This window comes from Candidatus Formimonas warabiya (assembly GCF_002777255.1).
Classification (GTDB): domain Bacteria; phylum Bacillota; class Dehalobacteriia; order Dehalobacteriales; family Dehalobacteriaceae; genus Formimonas; species Formimonas warabiya.
The window spans coordinates 4,836,642-4,854,634 of record NZ_CP017634.1 but is presented as its reverse complement, the minus strand read 5'-3'; the positions used below and the strand labels follow the sequence as shown (position 1 = coordinate 4,854,634).

The 17,993-nt window shown below is 46.4% G+C and carries 12 protein-coding genes, 3 tRNA genes and 3 rRNA genes; 1 reads left to right on the top strand and 17 read right to left on the bottom strand.

The genetic code is table 11. From position 1 onward, the window contains the following. Positions 1 to 11: 11 nt before the first annotated feature. The 17 genes from DCMF_RS22005 to DCMF_RS21925 form a co-directional block, all read right to left on the bottom strand. Positions 12 to 524 carry a UvrB/UvrC motif-containing protein gene (locus tag DCMF_RS22005; protein WP_148136409.1) on the bottom strand — a complete coding sequence of 171 codons (513 nt, stop codon included), beginning with the start codon at positions 522 to 524 and terminating at the stop codon, positions 12 to 14. Further along, on the bottom strand, positions 524 to 991 hold the full coding sequence (locus DCMF_RS22000; RefSeq protein ID WP_148136408.1) for a CtsR family transcriptional regulator: 468 nt from the start codon (positions 989 to 991) through the stop codon (positions 524 to 526). The genes DCMF_RS22005 and DCMF_RS22000 overlap by 1 nt, the downstream gene beginning before the upstream one ends. A 330-nt stretch (positions 992 to 1,321) precedes the next feature. Next, positions 1,322 to 1,396, bottom strand: a tRNA-Asn gene (locus DCMF_RS21995). Between the two features lie 21 nt (positions 1,397 to 1,417). Further along, positions 1,418 to 1,534 (bottom strand): 5S ribosomal RNA (gene rrf / locus DCMF_RS21990). Positions 1,535 to 1,607: 73 nt separating this feature from the next. After that, a 23S ribosomal RNA gene (locus DCMF_RS21985) occupies positions 1,608 to 4,965 on the bottom strand. Between the two features lie 239 nt (positions 4,966 to 5,204). Further along, a tRNA-Ala gene (locus tag DCMF_RS21980) sits at positions 5,205 to 5,280 on the bottom strand. Between the two features lie 9 nt (positions 5,281 to 5,289). Further along, positions 5,290 to 5,366: transfer RNA gene (locus tag DCMF_RS21975), tRNA-Ile, on the bottom strand. 145 nt (positions 5,367 to 5,511) lie between these two features. Next, positions 5,512 to 7,083: ribosomal RNA gene (locus tag DCMF_RS21970) — 16S ribosomal RNA — on the bottom strand. Together the 16S, 23S and 5S rRNA genes with 3 tRNA genes alongside form the textbook arrangement of a ribosomal RNA operon. 677 nt (positions 7,084 to 7,760) lie before the next feature. Next, entirely contained in the window at positions 7,761 to 9,200 is a 1,440-nt protein-coding gene (lysS, locus tag DCMF_RS21965; RefSeq protein ID WP_148138030.1) for a lysine--tRNA ligase, read from the bottom strand. Between the two features lie 57 nt (positions 9,201 to 9,257). Beyond that, complete coding sequence (gene greA / locus DCMF_RS21960; protein WP_148136407.1) at positions 9,258 to 9,734, bottom strand: transcription elongation factor GreA; 477 nt, start codon at positions 9,732 to 9,734, stop codon at positions 9,258 to 9,260. A gap of 229 nt (positions 9,735 to 9,963) precedes the next feature. Next, positions 9,964 to 11,046, bottom strand: a complete 1,083-nt coding sequence (locus tag DCMF_RS21955) for a saccharopine dehydrogenase NADP-binding domain-containing protein (protein ID WP_148136406.1) — start codon at positions 11,044 to 11,046, stop codon at positions 9,964 to 9,966. 36 nt (positions 11,047 to 11,082) lie between these two features. After that, positions 11,083 to 12,000: a quinate 5-dehydrogenase gene (locus DCMF_RS21950; RefSeq protein WP_148136405.1), complete on the bottom strand. Its 918-nt coding sequence runs from the start codon at positions 11,998 to 12,000 to the stop codon at positions 11,083 to 11,085. A 3-nt stretch (positions 12,001 to 12,003) separates the two neighbouring features. Then, positions 12,004 to 12,546, bottom strand: coding sequence for a transcriptional regulator (locus DCMF_RS21945; RefSeq protein ID WP_148136404.1), 543 nt, complete (start codon positions 12,544 to 12,546; stop codon positions 12,004 to 12,006). Between the two features lie 222 nt (positions 12,547 to 12,768). After that, on the bottom strand, positions 12,769 to 13,755 hold the full coding sequence (gene dusB, locus DCMF_RS21940) for a tRNA dihydrouridine synthase DusB (protein WP_148136403.1): 987 nt from the start codon (positions 13,753 to 13,755) through the stop codon (positions 12,769 to 12,771). Positions 13,756 to 13,786: 31 nt separating this feature from the next. Beyond that, positions 13,787 to 14,551 carry a type III pantothenate kinase gene (locus tag DCMF_RS21935; protein WP_148136402.1) on the bottom strand — a complete coding sequence of 255 codons (765 nt, stop codon included), beginning with the start codon at positions 14,549 to 14,551 and terminating at the stop codon, positions 13,787 to 13,789. Positions 14,552 to 14,698: 147 nt separating this feature from the next. Continuing rightward, positions 14,699 to 15,025: an AzlD domain-containing protein gene (locus tag DCMF_RS21930; protein WP_148136401.1), complete on the bottom strand. Its 327-nt coding sequence runs from the start codon at positions 15,023 to 15,025 to the stop codon at positions 14,699 to 14,701. Beyond that, positions 15,007 to 15,693, bottom strand: a complete 687-nt coding sequence (locus DCMF_RS21925) for an AzlC family ABC transporter permease (RefSeq protein ID WP_214658807.1) — start codon at positions 15,691 to 15,693, stop codon at positions 15,007 to 15,009. The genes DCMF_RS21930 and DCMF_RS21925 overlap by 19 nt, the downstream gene beginning before the upstream one ends. A gap of 333 nt (positions 15,694 to 16,026) precedes the next feature. On the opposite strand from DCMF_RS21925, the gene DCMF_RS21920 reads away from it, so the two are divergent. Then, positions 16,027 to 17,769: an IS1634 family transposase gene (locus DCMF_RS21920; protein WP_148132591.1), complete on the top strand. Its 1,743-nt coding sequence runs from the start codon at positions 16,027 to 16,029 to the stop codon at positions 17,767 to 17,769. Positions 17,770 to 17,993: the final 224 nt, after the last annotated feature.

Here is a 17,993-nt window from a genome sequence, read left to right as displayed (position 1 = left end):
CTTTTCACCCCCTAGCTCCCCATTTTCTTTTCCAGGTCTTTAATTTTATCCCGCACCTCGGCGGCTTTTTCAAATTCTTCCCGGCTCACCAAAACACCCAGTTCATTTTTTAACGATTCCATTTCCTTGAGCAGCTTTAATTTTCCCCCGGTTCTTTCCGGCACTTTCCCTTTATGGTATTCGGAACTGTGAATCCGCCTTAACAGGGGATCCAACTTTTCCCGAAATACATGATAACAGTTGCTGCACCCCAGTTTTCCTCCTTGGGAAAACTGGCTATAGGTCAAACCACAATTTTCGCATCGTTCCGTCTTATAGGTCAGTCCCAACCCGGACAAGGCCGGATCATTGGTCAAAAGATGGGCCAGAAACTTGTTCAGTGAGAAGTTGGGGTCGCCGCCGAAGCCAAAATGGGGTACCCCTTTGGCACATTCGTCACACAGGTGCTGTTCATATTTCTCATTGTTGACAATTTTGGTAAAATGGACGGTGGCAGGGCGTTGCTTGCATTTATCACAAAGCATTATAAATCCTCCCTTAATAACGATATTAAGACCACCCGAAGAATCCTGGCCCGGATCAGATCCCGGTCCGGCAGGTCAAGCACCAGCGTATTTCTGTCAATGATGGACCTGATCAAGATGCTTTCCCGCTTGGTTAAAAACCCTTCTTCCTCCAGTCTTTTAATCAAGCCTTCTCCGGATTGCTGGGAAATCATTTTGCCTACGGTGCTGTTTACCATGGTTAAGAGATCTTCATCCTCTTTCACGCCTAATTTCACAATCTTGATATAACCGCCCCCCCCACGCCTGCTCTCTACATGATAACCCTGGGCATGGGTAAACCTGGTTTCTAAAACATAATTTATCTGAGAGGGGACACACATAAATACTTCCGCCAAATCATTCCGCTTAATCTCTAGACAGCCATCCCTTTGACCTTCCAATAGTCTTTTTAAGTACTTCTCAATTTCATTTGCCAGTGTGCTCACACCATCACCTCATCGTCTGACTTTCACTGATATTTTGACCATTTTTGACCTTACTATATTATACACACTCTTTACCCGTCCTATGCAATTTCCTGCTTAGGCTATATTCAAACAAAATCAGGTTTATTCACGTGTTATGGGTTCATTTCCTCTTCATCTCTTTGAATCTCTTTCTATTGCTCAAGATTCAGACAGCAGAAGAAAGCCGGGGAGGTTTGCCTCAGCTGCTACAAATAAAAAAACGCCTACTTGATAGGCGCCTGATGATGCATTCTTTCTCTACCATAACATAACAAAAAACCTCTTATATTCTAAGAGGTTTTGCAAAATTGGCTCCCCGAGTTGGACTCGAACCAACAACCACCCGGTTAACAGCCGGGTGCTCTACCATTGAGCTATCGAGGATCAAAATTTATTCAAATTAGATCCCGGCAACGACCTACCCTTCCAGGGACCTGCGTCCCAAGTACTATCGGCGCGGGAGAGCTTAACTTCTGTGTTCGGAATGGGAACAGGTGTGGCCTCTCCGCCATCATCACCAGGAAAATTTATGCGCTTGAAAGAATTGTTCTCTCAAAACTACACAGTGAGCTTTTCATGCTTAGATTCTATCTTTAAGGTCAAGTCCTCGACCAATTAGTACCGGTCAGCTCCGGACATTGCTGCCCTTCCACATCCGGCCTATCAACCAGATCGTCTCTCTGGGGTCTTACCAGCTTGCGCTGTGGGAAATCTTATCTTGAGGCCGGCTTCGCGCTTAGATGCTTTCAGCGCTTATCCCTTCCAGACTTAGCTACCCAGCTGTACCCTTGGCAGGATAACTGGTACACCAGAGGTCTGTCCATCCCGGTCCTCTCGTACTAGGGACAGTTCCTCTCAAATTTCCTACGCCTGCGACGGATAGGGACCGAACTGTCTCACGACGTTCTGAACCCAGCTCACGTACCGCTTTAATGGGCGAACAGCCCAACCCTTGGGACCTACTACAGCCCCAGGATGCGATGAGCCGACATCGAGGTGCCAAACCTCCCCGTCGATGTGGACTCTTGGGGGAGATAAGCCTGTTATCCCCGGGGTAGCTTTTATCCGTTGAGCGACGGCCCTTCCACTCGGTACCGCCGGATCACTAAGCCCGACTTTCGTCCCTGCTCGAGATGTCTCTCTCGCAGTCAAGCTCCCTTCTGCCTTTACACTCTTCGCGCGATTTCCATCCGCGCTGAGGAAACCTTTGGGCGCCTCCGTTACTCTTTGGGAGGCGACCGCCCCAGTCAAACTGCCCACCTGACACTGTCCTTTAACCGGCTTACGGTTTAAAGTTAGAACTTCAGCACATCAAGAGTGGTATCCCACCGGTGACTCCTCTGATACTGGCGTACCAGATTCCAAGTCTCCCACCTATCCTGTACATGATATACCAAAATCCAATGTCAGGCTACAGTAAAGCTCCACGGGGTCTTTCTGTCCTGTCGCAGGTAACCGGCATCTTCACCGGTATTACAATTTCGCCGAGTCCCTCGTTGAGACAGTGCCCAAATCGTTACGCCTTTCGTGCGGGTCGGAACTTACCCGACAAGGAATTTCGCTACCTTAGGACCGTTATAGTTACGGCCGCCGTTTACTGGGGCTTCGGTTCTCACCTTCGCTTGCGCTAAGCAATCCCCTTAACCTTCCAGCACCGGGCAGGCGTCAGCACCTATACGTCGTCTTTCGACTTTGCAGGCACCTGTGTTTTTGTTAAACAGTCGCTTGGGCCTTTTCTCTGCGACCTCTTCTTGCTCCAGTTGTTTACTTTCACATTACCGAGGTACCCCTTCTCCCGAAGTTACGGGGTCATTTTGCCGAGTTCCTTAACGAGGGTTCTCTCGCGCGCCTTAGGATTCTCACCCCACCTACCTGTGTCGGTTTGCGGTACAGGCACCCAAACCCTCGTTAGAGGCTTTTCTTGACAGTGTGGGATCAGCCAGTTCGCTACTTAGTTTCGCTCCCCGTCACCTCTCGGGATTTTGAATAGCGGTTTTTCCTACTATTCTCCCTACCGGCTTGGACGCACTCGACCAACGGTGCGCTGTGCCTACCCTCCTGTGTCACCCCTTCCTTCATACGGGTTCAGGTGGTATCGGATTTTTAACCGATTGTCCATCATCTACGCTCTTCGCCTCGACTTAGGTCCTGACTTACCCTGGGCGGACGAGCCTTCCCCAGGAAACCTTAGGCTTTCGGCGGGCAGGATTCTCGCCTGCCTTTTCGCTTACTTATACCGGCATTCTCTCTGCTCAACTGTCCACATGTCCTTCCGGTCATGCTTCGTCCTGTTGAGTACGCTCCCCTACCATTCAAGAAGCAAGAAGCTAGAAACAAGATGCAAGATTATTTCTTTTGCCATTTCTTGTGCAGCATATATAACATCTTTCCTATTTGGTCATATTCATCTGTTAATACCAAATATTCGTTTCCTGTTATATATCCTAAGTCTTTGGCAAATTCAATCAATATCTTGACCTCGTCACATGAACCAATTGCCATTTGTAAAAAGCGCTTAAACTCTTCTGTCGAGTTCTTCTTTCCATATCCTTCCCCTATGTTTAGTGGTATGGATTTTGTTGCTTTTCTGATCTGGCTTCCTAGTTCATATCTCTCATAATCAGGAAATTTTAAGGTGATTTCATGTATCATCAGTGCCGCTTTATACGACCTTTGATATACTTCCAAGTCTTTGTAACTTGTAATCATTCTTTCACCTCTTGTTTCTTGCCTCTAGCATCTTGCCTCTTGAATCCGAAGCTTCGGTGTTGTGCTTGAGCCCCGTTACATTTTCGGCGCAGAGTCACTCGACCAGTGAGCTATTACGCACTCTTTGAATGGTGGCTGCTTCTAAGCCAACATCCTGGTTGTTTTAGCAACTCTACATCCTTTTCCACTTAGCACTTACTTTGGGACCTTAGCTGTCGGTCTGGGCTGTTTCCCTTTCGACTACGAAGCTTATCCCCCGCAGTCTGACTCCCAACTTAAATTCATGGCATTCGCAGTTTGTGAGAGTTCAGTAACCTGGTTAGGCCCCTAGCCCTAACAGTGCTCTACCGCCATGAATCATCAATTGAGGCTAGCCCTAAAGCTATTTCGGGGAGAACCAGCTATCTCTTGGTTCGATTGGCATTTCACCCCTACCCACAGTTCATCCGCCGGCTTTTCAACGCCGGTCAGTTCGGGCCTCCACTCAGTCTTACCTAAGCTTCACCCTGACCATGGGTAGATCACCAAGTTTCGGGTCTACGACAACGAACTATTCGCCCTTTTAAGACTCGCTTTCGCTCCGGCTCCGTCTTTTCGACTTAACCTCGCTCGTTACCGTAACTCGCCGGTCCATTCTACAAAAGGTACGCCATCACACATTAAAAGTGCTCTGACTGTTTGTAAGCATACGGTTTCAGGTTCTTTTTCACTCCCCTCCCGGGGTTCTTTTCACCTTTCCCTCACGGTACTGGTTCACTATCGGTCGCCAAGGAGTATTTAGCCTTGGGGGGTGGTCCCCCCGGATTCCCACGGGGTTTCTCGTGTCCCGCGGTACTTGGGATCCTCACAAGTATTTCTGCCTTTCGCCTACAGGATTGTTACCCTCTGTGATGGGCCTTTCCAGACCTCTTCGGCTAGGCTTTCATCCTTTTGATGTGAGTCCCGCAACCCCAGCATCCGAAGACGCTGGTTTAGGCTCTTCCCGTTTCGCTCGCCGCTACTCAGGGAATCGAGTTTTCTTTCTCTTCCTCTGGGTACTTAGATGTTTCAGTTCCCCAGGTTGTCTTCTCTGTATCTATGTGTTCAATACAGGATGAATGGATATTACTCCATCCGGGTTTCCCCATTCGGACATCTCCGGTTCAACGCCTGCTTGCGGCTCCCCGAAGCTTTTCGCAGCTTACCACGTCCTTCTTCGACTCTTGGCGCCAAGGCATCCACCGTACGCTCTTATTACCTTGACCTTATTTTTTCTTTTGATGATGAATCCTAAGCATTTAAAATTGTAATTTTCAGTTCTTACACTGATTTACCCTTTTTTGCTTCACTGTGTAATTTTCAAAGAACACGCGCACTTTGTGTGCGCCTCTCTCCGGTTTCGGCTTTTCGGGCTTAGAGTTTGTTAAAACGCGCAAGCGCGTTTTCTTTTCTTTCCCGTATTTCCTTTTACCCGGACCCTGATCTTCAATTCTGAAGATCATGATGGTGGAGATGAGCGGAATCGAACCGCTGACCCCCTGCTTGCAAGGCAGGTGCTCTCCCAGCTGAGCTACACCCCCATATTTCTTTGGTGGGCCTGGGTGGACTCGAACCACCGACCTCACGCTTATCAGGCGTGCGCTCTAACCGGCTGAGCTACAGGCCCATTCTTTTCACCGGGTTCTGTCTCCTGTTTTTAGCTTTTCTTTTGACAGTCCCCTGTCTTCAGAGATTTTTGGTCCCTGAGAACTAAACAGTGTTTAAAAGCCTGAGATCGACCTTAGGATGTACACTTTCGTGTAGCTCCTTAGAAAGGAGGTGATCCAGCCGCACCTTCCGATACGGCTACCTTGTTACGACTTCACCCCAATCATCAGCCCCACCTTCGGCGACTGCCTCTCATAAAGAGTTAGCTCATCGACTTCGGGTGTTGCCAACTTTCGTGGTGTGACGGGCGGTGTGTACAAGACCCGGGAACGTATTCACCGCGATATGCTGACTCGCGATTACTAGCGATTCCGACTTCATGCAGGCGAGTTGCAGCCTGCAATCCGAACTGAGACCGGCTTTTTGGGATTTGCTTCACCTCGCGGCTTCGCTTCCCTCTGTACCGGCCATTGTAGCACGTGTGTAGCCCAGAACATAAAGGGCATGATGATTTGACGTCATCCCCACCTTCCTCCGGTTTGTCACCGGCAGTTCCTTTAGAGTGCCCAACTTAATGCTGGCAACTAAAAGTAGGGGTTGCGCTCGTTGCGGGACTTAACCCAACATCTCACGACACGAGCTGACGACAACCATGCACCACCTGTCTCCTCGTCTATACCGAAGCATAGAACTCCATATTTCTATGGATTGCGAGGGATGTCAAGCCCTGGTAAGGTTCTTCGCGTTGCGTCGAATTAAACCACATGCTCCACCGCTTGTGCGGGTCCCCGTCAATTCCTTTGAGTTTCAACCTTGCGGCCGTACTCCCCAGGCGGGGTACTTATTGCGTTAACTCCGGCACAGAAGGGGTCGATACCTCCTACACCTAGTACCCATCGTTTACAGCGTGGATTACCGGGGTATCTAATCCCGTTCACTCCCCACGCTTTCGCGCCTCAGCGTCAGGTTCAGTCCAGAAAGTCGCCTTCGCCACTGGTGTTCCTCCTAATATCTACGCATTTCACCGCTACACTAGGAATTCCACTTTCCTCTCCTGTCCTCAAGAATACCAGTCTCAAGTGCCATCTCCGAGTTGAGCCCGGAGTTTTCACACCTGACTTAATATCCCGCCTACGCGCCCTTTACGCCCAGTAATTCCGGACAACGCTCGCTCCCTACGTATTACCGCGGCTGCTGGCACGTAGTTAGCCGGAGCTTCCTCCTTAGGTACCGTCTCCTTCCTACATTGTTTACATAGAAAGTCTTCTTCCCTAAAGACAGAACTTTACGACCCGAAGGCCTTCTTCATTCACGCGGCGTTGCTCCGTCAGGCTTTCGCCCATTGCGGAAGATTCCCCACTGCTGCCTCCCGTAGGAGTCTGGGCCGTGTCTCAGTCCCAGTGTGGCCGGTCACCCTCTCAGGCCGGCTACTGATCGTCGCCTTGGTAGGCTTCTACCCTGCCAACTAGCTAATCAGACGCGGGTCCATCCTTGATCGGTAGCATCTTCAGAGGCCACCTTTCTTCATCAAGAGATGCCTCTTAATGAACTTATCCGGTATTAGCAGCCGTTTCCAGCTGTTGTCCCGGTTTCTAGGGCAGGTTACCCACGCGTTACTCACCCGTCCGCCACTAAAAAAGAAGATTCGCAAGCTTCCTCTTCTTTCTCCGTTCGACTTGCATGTGTTAAGCACGCCGCCAGCGTTCGTCCTGAGCCAGGATCAAACTCTCCAATAAAAATTTATCGTCTCAGCCTCTCGGCCGCTACGCTCTTTATCGTAGTTTAATTGGCTCGTTTTTGAATTACCTGTTCTTAACTCTCAAAGTTATTTACAGGGTTTGATGTTTTTTGTTTAAACATCAGGCTTTTCACTGTTCAGTTCTCAAAGACCAGCTTTCGTATCTTAACAAACTCTTTTACGTTTGTCAACATACTTTTTTTCTTGACGTGCACGGATGCACTAAGATCGACGTTGCAGCAGGACGCTGCGTTCTTAGTCGATCTTCATTTTTTACCCGCTCTCTCGAGCGCTTGACCAGTCTACCAGACTTTCTGGCTCTTGTCAACTTCCTCTTTCAGGAAAGTATCTCTGGTTACCAGGTAAAAATTTCTTCCCCGCCAGAGACATTTATTAATATACCACTATTCTCCCGGCATTGTCAAGTTACTAACAACAAAAATCGTCAGGAAAAAAATCAAACTAAAAAGGTCAGGGGACACACCTCTTATGAATGTAACAATGCTGAGGTATGTCCCCAATTGGTGTCAGGGGACACGCCTCGTCCCAGATGCAGAATACAGGAGGCATGATGCAGTATAAAACCTTCCTGCTTCTTGCCTCCTGCTCCTTGCTTCTTAAAGGGAGATATGCCCCCCATTGATCGTTATATGCCACATATACGGGCGTAAAAAATTAGTCTCTGGGACGTAATGTCGGGAAAAGAATCACATCCCGGATGGACGGAGAATCCGTTAACAGCATCACCAGGCGGTCGATGCCAATTCCCAAGCCACCGGTAGGGGGCATGCCGTATTCCAAAGCCCGTACAAAATCTTCATCCATCATTTGCGCTTCATCATCACCCGCATCTCTTCTCTTCACCTGGTCCCGGAAACGTTCCGCTTGATCTAGCGGGTCATTCAATTCGGTAAAAGCATTAGCCAGCTCTCTCGAATAAACAAAGGCTTCAAACCGATAGGTCAAACTGGGATCATCACTTTTACGCTTCGCCAATGGGGATATTTCTATGGGATAATCGATAATAAATGTGGGCTGGAGCAAATGCCCTTCTACTTTTTCTTCAAAGACCGCATTGATCACATCCCCTTTTGTGGCGTCTCTGTCAACGTGTACGCCAATCTCCTCCGCGGCCCCTCTGGCTTCTTCATCCGTTTTGATGGTACCAAAGTCTTTTCCCGAGTATTTGGTAATGGCATCGATCATGCTGATGCGCGTCCAGGGCGGGGTAAGGTCAATCTCTTCTCCCTGATAAGAAATTTTCGTCGACCCTAATACCTCACGGGCAATATGGGCGACTACATTCTCGGTAATTTCCATCATATCGTGATAATCGGCGTATGCCCAGTAGAGTTCCATCATGGTAAATTCGGGGTTGTGTTTAATAGAAATCCCTTCATTACGAAATACCCGGCCGATTTCATAAACCTTTTCCATGCCGCCGACAATTAAACGCTTTAAATGCAGTTCCAAAGCAATGCGCATATATAAATCAATATCCAAGGCATTGTGGTGCGTAATAAAGGGCCGGGCCGATGCTCCTCCAGGAATGGCGTGCATGGTGGGCGTCTCTACCTCTAAAAAGCCCCGGCCGTCCAAATACCGTCTCATAGACCGGATAATTTTACTGCGTAATTCAAAGACCCGTTTTACTTCGGGATTTACAATGAGATCCACATACCTTTGCCGATAACGCAGTTCCACATCTTTTAATCCATGCCATTTTTCCGGAAGGGGTCTCAGGCTCTTGGTGAGAAAAGTCAATTTCTCTACGTGCACGGAAATTTCCCCTCGTTTGGTACGAAAAACAAACCCGTCCACTCCAATAATATCTCCGATATCCACCTTCTTAAAAATCTGAAATTGCTCTTCCCCCACATCATCCAGACGGACATAAATCTGAATTTGGCCCTCATTGTCCTGCAACTGGGCAAAGCTAACCTTGCCGTGTTCCCGAACAGCCATAATCCGGCCCGCAATGACTACTTTTTGCTGCTCCATTTCTTCAAAGCGAGAAATAATCTCTTTTGATGTACTCGTCCGCTCAAATTTTGCCCCAAAAGGATCAATCCCCATCTCCCGAAGCTCGTCCATTTTCTTCCGGCGGACCACCATTTGGTCATTAAAATCCAAATCCAATTTCGTCACTCCCCAAATCTTGTGCAGAATAATTTATTTACTGATGTTTAACACTTTGTATTTAATGGTACCTACCGGTACGTTGATTTCTACAACCGAACCGATACTATTTCCCAACAGTGCTTTCCCCACCGGGGACTCATTGGAGATCTTATTCTTAGCCGGGTCTGCTTCCACAGAACCGACGATGGTATACTCCAATTGCTCACCAGAATTAGCATCCTCCAATTTTACCGTGGATCCTACCGAAACAGTAGCTACATCAACGTCGTTAGCATCTATCACGCGGGCATTGCGTAATTTTTTCTCTAAAGCCAGAATACTTCCTTCGATAAATGCCTGTTCATTTTTTGCATCCTCATATTCAGAATTCTCGCTGATATCACCAAATTCAATCGCCTGCTTGATACGGGCCGCCACTTCTCGGCGGCGGACAGTCTTTAACTGTTCCAGTTCGTCTTCCAGTTTCTTAAGACCTTCAACCGTTAGAATTACTTCTTTATCCGACATTGATTTCGCTCCCTTTTGTTGTTAAGTTACCTTCAGTTCATATTATCATTATGACGTAAGACCAAAATTTATGCGGCGAATTTGGAATGTCTATAACTACCACAACAAGCACTACCTGGGTGAAAAAACCTGGCAGTGCTTGCATTGACCGTAAATTACCGATGTCTTTATGCGGTATTATATGCTGGATGCTAAAAATTGTCAAGGGAATTATTTACTATCCCCGGTATTAAATTGCTTGAGAGGAGCCGGTCATTCTTAGGGACCGGATGCGGAGAATGTTTTCCTCCTTTACCGGCCGTTCAAAACTCCGCAAACCTGCCAGTCGAAAACCGTGTCTCTGCGCAATTTTACCCATATTCTCCACCTGTTCTATGGTTAGATCACGGCCCAGGGTGTAATTCTCCCATTTATTCTCCAATGCCAATAAAATGGTCTCCGCCATACATGCAAGAGCCAGTCTGGGCGGGTAGCCAAAATTAAAATTAAAGTTAACATCTCCCGGTAGCTCAATTAAACCGCCTTCAATCACCAACACATCGTCCCTTGTCCGGGCTACCGTTTGCGAGACACTGCGGGGTCGAGCCACATCACAAACCACGGCCCCGGTTTTTAAATATTGGGGATTGATCACATCGGTAACAGCGCTTGACACAGCCAAAACAATGTCTGCCTGCCTCAGGACATTTTTTACCTCGGTAGAGGTTCGGACGGCGATGCCGTTTTCATAATAAATGCGCTGGGCTAACTTCTCCAGTTTGCTTTCATCCCGGGCAGCCAGTGTTAAGAATTTACAATCCCTGGCCAATATGCGGGCGCAAATACTGCCGATGGAGCCGGTAGCCCCGATAATTAGTATCTCTGATTTGCTCCAATTAATTCCTACCAGTTCTGCCGCTCTTTTCATTCCTTCCAGAGCAGTAAATACAGTATAACTGTTGCCTGTGGTCACCGGAATGCTGAGATTCTTGGCCACAGTAATGCCTGCATCCCCAACTACGGAAGTCATAGCCCCCAGCCCTAAAATTTTTACGCCCAGTTTTTCCGCATATTTTCCGGTTTGGATAATTTTACTGAGCACATATTTTTCCGGTAATTCCACCATCTTTCGGGCGGTGAGGGGGCAAGCGACCAAGTAGCCTTCCGTTTTCTTATATTTGGATTCAATCCCGGTCACGTGGGACACATACAGCGGGGGGCTAAAACACATCACTCTCTCTACCAGTTTTTGGGGCAGTTTTTTGGTAAAAGGAAATTTTCGATACACGTCGCTCAAATCCAAAGGATGAATCATAAAGGCAAATTCATTCAACAGGTATCCACTCCTTTGACAAGACTGGTTAAGCCATCAAGCATATTTCTGGTCCTGCAGGTATTCCACACGCGGGTTAAAACCAATCTGATCCAATAATTTTTCATAATCTTGCGCCGTTAATTGGTCCGGGTCTTTTTCCGCCAAAGAAACCAAAACCCCTTCCATCACATTGGTGCCAAAAGATCGCCCCTCCAATTCAGGCGTTGTGGTAATTAAAAGTTTCACCTGCCGCCGGCGCAGGTCCTCCACATCAGCCGGAGTCACCGTATTTGTGAGAATGGTTTTTCCTTTTAGGAGGGGAGGCATATGCTTTTTGATAAAGTGAAAATCTCCCGCAATGATTTGCGCTTCCTGATAATAGCGCTCAAACTTAGGAGAAGAAATATCCTGCTTGGCTCCTGTAGGATACAAATATTTGATGGGCAGATTCACAATAATGGGGGCGACGATCCGGGCGACTCTGCTTAAAGCCTTTAGCGAATAAAGGGGTACCGGTATACCCAGGCCAAAAATCAAATCCCCGAAGACCAAATGGGCTCCGCTTTCATGCAAAGCTTCTGCCATGCCAAAACGATCTACGGCGGAAACCATCAATACGTTGGTTCCCGCAAAGGAAAATCCCTTTTCTTTTTGCAGGTACTCAATCACCCTTCTTTCCAGGGTGTTTTTTAGGCTGCTGCCATCAACCACCGGGGTATGGGGAGCACAGTTTTTCAAGCGCAGGGACTCTTTAAAAGTATATCTTCTCCCTCCGGCATAAATGTATAAATCTGTGCCTCCTAAGCCGATGGCATTTACTTTTCCGTCCAGAGAAGCAATCATTTCCATGGCTTTTTTGACATCCCCATCCGTACCAATACGTTCAACAGAAAACTCTTCCCCCAGAATGTCTACCCTTACGGTATGATTTCTCTTGGATGAACCTAATGATACGCTGACGACACGTTTCATGGTTTAACCTCCTTGCTTTCCTACTTCTTTCAATGTTTGAATAAGTTTCTGTACTTGTTCGATCTCTACTATCTTATCTTCTTCGATGGGAGATTGTCCGATCTCGACACCAACCACCTCATTGTTGAAAAGGCTTTGGAACAGTTTAATCCGTTTGTTGGAAGCCAGCACAACCAAACAGTCAAACCTGTGCAGCTCTGCTGTTAATTCCATCACTTTATTAAACAAATCCAGACCGCTGGGCTCCCTGACGAAAGCCCATCTTTCTTCTTCTGAGAGAATAAGAGAGAATTCCACGCCTTCCTTTTCCAACATTTTGAGCAATTCTTCTCTATTCTTAATAGGAAAGCCGATCACGGCAATGCGATGTCCTTTTCTCACCTCACCTAAGCTTTCCAGGCGGGAAATAAAGGCCCGGTCCAAAGACATCTGCCTGGCCGCCTCTTGTTGGGATACTCCCTTCACCCGCAAATCCAGAATTTTTTCAATTTGGGCCCATAGTTTTGCCTTATTGATGATCTTGTCACCAATGCGGATAAAATCCATCTTTGATCTCACTCCATAAAATACGCAAGTTGGGGCAAATTTATGTGCACAATTATGTGCACACCATTATATTACCAAAATTTTCTTGTAGAATCAAATTTTTTTATCGTCTATTTTCGCAAAAAGTCTTTTAACTTGCGGTTTCTCGCGTTTTTCCGGGTATAATGAAAAAAAGCGCGACGCGCTTTTTTGGGGGTTGTGATCTCTTCATTGAAGACTCATTTATTTACCTGAGATATTGATCAGGGGTGGTGAAGATAATAAGGATTCCAGCAGCCGATCAATCTCTTCATGCCTGGCGAGAGTATTGATCTCAGCACGGACCCGGGCCGCCTCTCTCAACCCTTTTATGTACCAGGCCAGATGTTTTCTCATTTGCCGCACGCCCTTGGTTTCCCCCTTCAGTTCTACCACGCGGGATAAATGAACCCTGGCCACGCGTATTTTCTCCCCCAAATCAGGTATCTCTGACAGAGGTGCGCCCTGAAGCATTTCCCTTGTTTTTTTGACCAGCCAGGGATTGCCCAGCATGCCCCGGGCAAGCATCACCCCGTCACAGCCGGTCAGTTCCATCATCCGCACGGCATCCTCCGGGGTCCAAATATCACCGTTTCCCACCACCGGGATGCGCAAAACACGTTTCACTTCAGCAATCATATGCCAATCCGCTTTACCGGAATAAAACTGGTCCCTGGTACGCCCGTGGACAGTGACCGCAGCAGCCCCGTTATCCTGAACAATTTGAGCCAATTGGACCGCATTCACGGAATCTCCGTCCCACCCTTTACGCATCTTTACGGTGACGGGTACTTTTACGGCATTTACCACAGCTTTGACGATTTCCCCGGCTAAATTGGGCGTCCGCATCAGCGCGCAGCCCTCCCCATTACGGACAATTTTCGGGGCTGGACAACCCATATTGATATCAATAAGATGGGCTCCTTTATTTTCGGCTATTTTTGCCGCTTCCGACATCACATGGGGTTCTGAACCGAAAATCTGCACACAAACCGGACATTCCTCGCCCTCTATATCAAGAAGTTCCAGCGTATTCTTGTTGGCATAAGTTAATGCTTTATCGCTTATCATTTCCGTACAAACCAGGCCGGCCCCCATCGACTTCAGGATTTCTCTGAATGCCTTATCCGTAATTCCTGCCATAGGGGCGGTGATGACGGGATTTGTCAAGATTACATGACCAATGTTCACAGAGTTTATCACCACTTCTTAGAGGATCAGGTTACTGATTTTTTAAATAAATCATGCGCAGTCCTTCCAGAGTGAGCCATGGGTCTACCCGCTGAATGGTTTCCGATTCAGAGGCGATTAATTCGGCCAAACCTCCCGTAGCAACCACAAAAAGTTCTTCGCCCAGTTCCTTCTTCATGCGGTTTACAATGCCGTCCACTTGGCCGGTAAAACCAAAAATAATCCCTGCCTGCATGCCGTTAATGGTATTTTTCGTAATCACACAGGGCGGTTTCACCAGTTCCACCCTGGGAAGCTTAGCTGCCCGGGCAAACAAGGCTTCCGTAGAAATGCCAATTCCCGGAGCAATTGCCCCGCCAATATATTCTCCTTGCCGGGTCACCACATCAAAGGTGGTGGCGGTGCCAAAATCTACTACAATGAGCGGGCCCCCATAAGTTTCATAGGCGGCAACCGCATTGACAATTCTATCTGCCCCGATCTCCTTAGGGTTGTCGAATTTTAAAGGCATCCCCGTTTTTACTCCAGGTCCCACAATTAAGGGATGGATGCCAAAATACTCCAGGGACATATTCGCCAATGCCGACATCAGCGGCGGCACAACAGACGCCATGGCGATGGCGCTAATATCTTCAAAGCGATGACCTTGAAAATCAAAAAGATTTTTTAACAAAATCCCGTACTCATCAGCCGTTTTCTGGCGATCCGTAGAAACACGCCAATGCGATATCAGCGTACTATCCCGATATATTCCCAATACAATGTTTGTATTACCTGCATCAATCGCCAACAGCATAGCGAAACACCCCTTTCTCATCCCATCTCGAAACCATAAAACCCATAAACTCTCCCTTGTTCTATTCAGCATTCCCCATTCCATCATGGCATAAACAAGATTCCGAATTCAGGCAGGGTACACCATCCGGTACCGGGCGGCGGCCAGCTAACGGATAAACATTTGCAGTAAGGCCATGGTAACCATCCCTGTAGCCAAAGAATAGCCTAAACTTTTTGTTTTTGCCGCCACGGCAATGGTGGGCAGGGCACTGAGCAGATTTAAATTATGCCAGGAAAGATAGACTATTTTGCCTTCTCCCTTAAAAAGCTCCGGTACCACAATTGCCGCCATCGTCGCCACAGGAACAAAAGATAACCACTCTTCCACCACTTTGGGCAAGGCAAATTTGTTTAACAATACCGCAGGCAAAAAACGGATGAGAAAATTCGTTCCCCCCACGACGATAATTAAAATTATGATCCGGGAATCCATTTGTTCATCACCACCCCCGCTGTCGCAGCCAAAACAGTTGCCATAATCACGCTGGCATCCGAGAATCCCCAAGATAGCAGCATTAAAGAAAATATCCCCGCCGTAACTCCGGACAAAACTGCTTTGAAATTGGCTGCCGTCATAAAAAATAAGGCAATAAACATGGCGGGAAGGGCAAAATTCAAGCCCAGTTTTTCCATATGGGGAATAAAATTGCCTACCGCCGCCCCCAACATAGTACTGGAAATCCAAACAGCATGGGACGTAAGATTCAAGGACAACCAGAATTTGGGGTCTACGTCGTTTTGCTGAAAATGGGTGGTAGAGACGACAAATGTCTCATCGGTCAGTCCCTGACAAATCAAGGCGGTAACCCAGTAAGACAGCTTTTTCACATAACGGGAAAGAGTGGCACTGAATAACATGTAGCGAGAATTCACTAATAGAATGGTCAAAACAATCGTCCAAAAACCAGTCCCCATACTGAGAAGCGCTACCGTAATAAACTGGCCGGATCCGGAAAACAGAAGAAGAGACATGAAGCCCACTTCCCCGACAGACAGGCCTGCGTTTTGGGCAATCACACCAAAGGCCAGTCCCAGGGGAAAATACCCCATGCCGATGGGCAACGCTTTCTGCATTCCCTGTTTTACAGCATTCAGGATCACCCGGTTTTCCTCCAAACATCTTGTCATTCGCTGTACATTATAGCACAAAAATCCCGAATTCGGGATCATTTTCCTTGATTATTTACCCGGCATGTCAGGAGACTGTCAGGGGGACAGGTCCCTTGACATGCAAAAAAATTATGTCAAGGGACCTGTCCCCCTGACAGTCTTCCCCTGACATAGACCTGGCCTATGCTCGGGCCTTTGACAGTTGAATAAAGAAAGAATCCCTGAAAGCCTTGAGATAGGCTTATTTTTTTGTCAAATTTTCGCACTTCCAATTGCGTGATAACGCGTGATATGTTATAATATAAGTAGTTTGGAGGATTGCTTATGAGATTAAAGGTATCACGTTCAAAAAATTCAGCTTCACTTTATGTTACAAAAACTGTTTATATGAATAAGAAAGAACGCACAATTACTGTTGAGAAACTTGGAACCGAAACTGAACTCAGGGAAAAACTTAATGGTGCAGATCCATATGAGTGGGCTAAAGAATATATAAGAAAATTGAATGAAAAAGAAAAGGAACAAATACGGAAAATACTTGTTCCTTTCGAGCAATCTAAAATTATTTCGAAAGACGAACAGCGTTCCTTCAACGGCGGATATCTATTTCTGCAAAAGATTTATCACGAACTCGGAATTCATAAGATCTGTAAAGATATTTCCCAAAGGTACAAATTTGATTTTGACCTGGATTCAATTCTCTCAAGGTTAATTTACGGCAGAGTTATCTTCCCTTCCTCAAAACTTGCAACATACGAGCTTTCTAAAAGGTTTATTGAGCAGCCTAATTTTGATTTACATCAAATATACAGAGCTCTTGAAGTGCTTTCCAAGGAAACAGGTTTTATTCAGTCCTCTTTGTATGAAAACAGCCTTAAGGTTTCCAAAAGAAACACCAGTGTACTTTACTATGATTGCACCAATTACTTTTTTGAAATAGAACAGGAAGACGGCAGTAAACAATACGGTCCGTCAAAAGAACACAGACCAAACCCAATAGTCCAAATGGGACTATTCATGGACGGGGATGGCATTCCTCTGGCTTTTAGCATTAACAGGGGTAATATGAACGAGCAGCTGACTTTAAAGCCATTGGAAAAAAAGATTTTATCCGATTTTGAACTTTCCAAATTCATCGTCTGTACTGATGCAGGCCTTGCTTCCGAAGATAATCGAAAGTTTAACGACAAAGATGGACGGGCGTTTATTACAACTCAGTCTATTAAAAAATTAAAAGAGCACCTAAAAAAATGGGCTCTTGCTCCAGATGGCTGGAAACTTCCAGATAGCGAAAAAACCTATGACATTTCCAAGCTTGATGAAATGATAGATAAAGCCACTACTGAAGATAAAGCCAAAATACGAGCTAAAGTTTTTTACAAGGAACGTTGGATCAAAGAAAACGGTTTTGAACAAAGGCTTATTGTAACCTACTCTATCAAATACAGGGATTATCAGCGTAAAATCCGTAACTCTCAAATAGAACGTGCCCAAAAGGTTATAGATGCAAACCCAATAAAAATTAAGAAATGCAATCCTAACGATTACAAAAGGTTTATTCATAAAACAAGCTGTACTCCTGATGGAGAAGTCGCAGAAAAAGAGATCTACAGCATTGATTCTACTCTCATCCAGAAAGAAGAAGCCTTTGATGGTTTTTATGGAATTTGCACAAACCTTGAGGATGATGTATCTGAAATCATCAAGGTAAATCACAGGAGATGGGAGATCGAAGAATGCTTTAGGATTATGAAAAGCGAATTCAAAGCAAGACCTGTGTACTTAAGCAATGATGACAGGATTGAAGCGCATTTTACCACTTGCTTTATATCGCTAATTATTTTTAGGCTACTTGAAAAGAGGCTCAACGAAAATTTCACATGCCACGAGATTATTGGCGGGCTGAGAGATATGGATTTTCTAGAAGTTAAAAACGAAGGGTATGTTCCAACCTACACAAGAACAGATTTTACCGATGCGCTTCATGATGCTTTTGGCTTTCGCACGGACTATCAGATTGTTGCAACAAGCATCATGAAAAAAATTTTTAAAGAAACGAAAAAGTAAAAAAAGTACGCACTTTTTACACATACATTAAATCCTGCAAAACCTTTCAAATCAAGGCTTTGCAGGATTTTTATTTTGATCAAGTGTCAAATACGGGATTATAGCACAAAAATCCCGAATTCGGGATCATTTTCCTTGATTATTTACCCGGCATGTCAGGAGACTGTCAGGGGGACAGGTCCCTTGACATGCAAAAAAATTATGTCAAGGGACCTGTCCCCCTG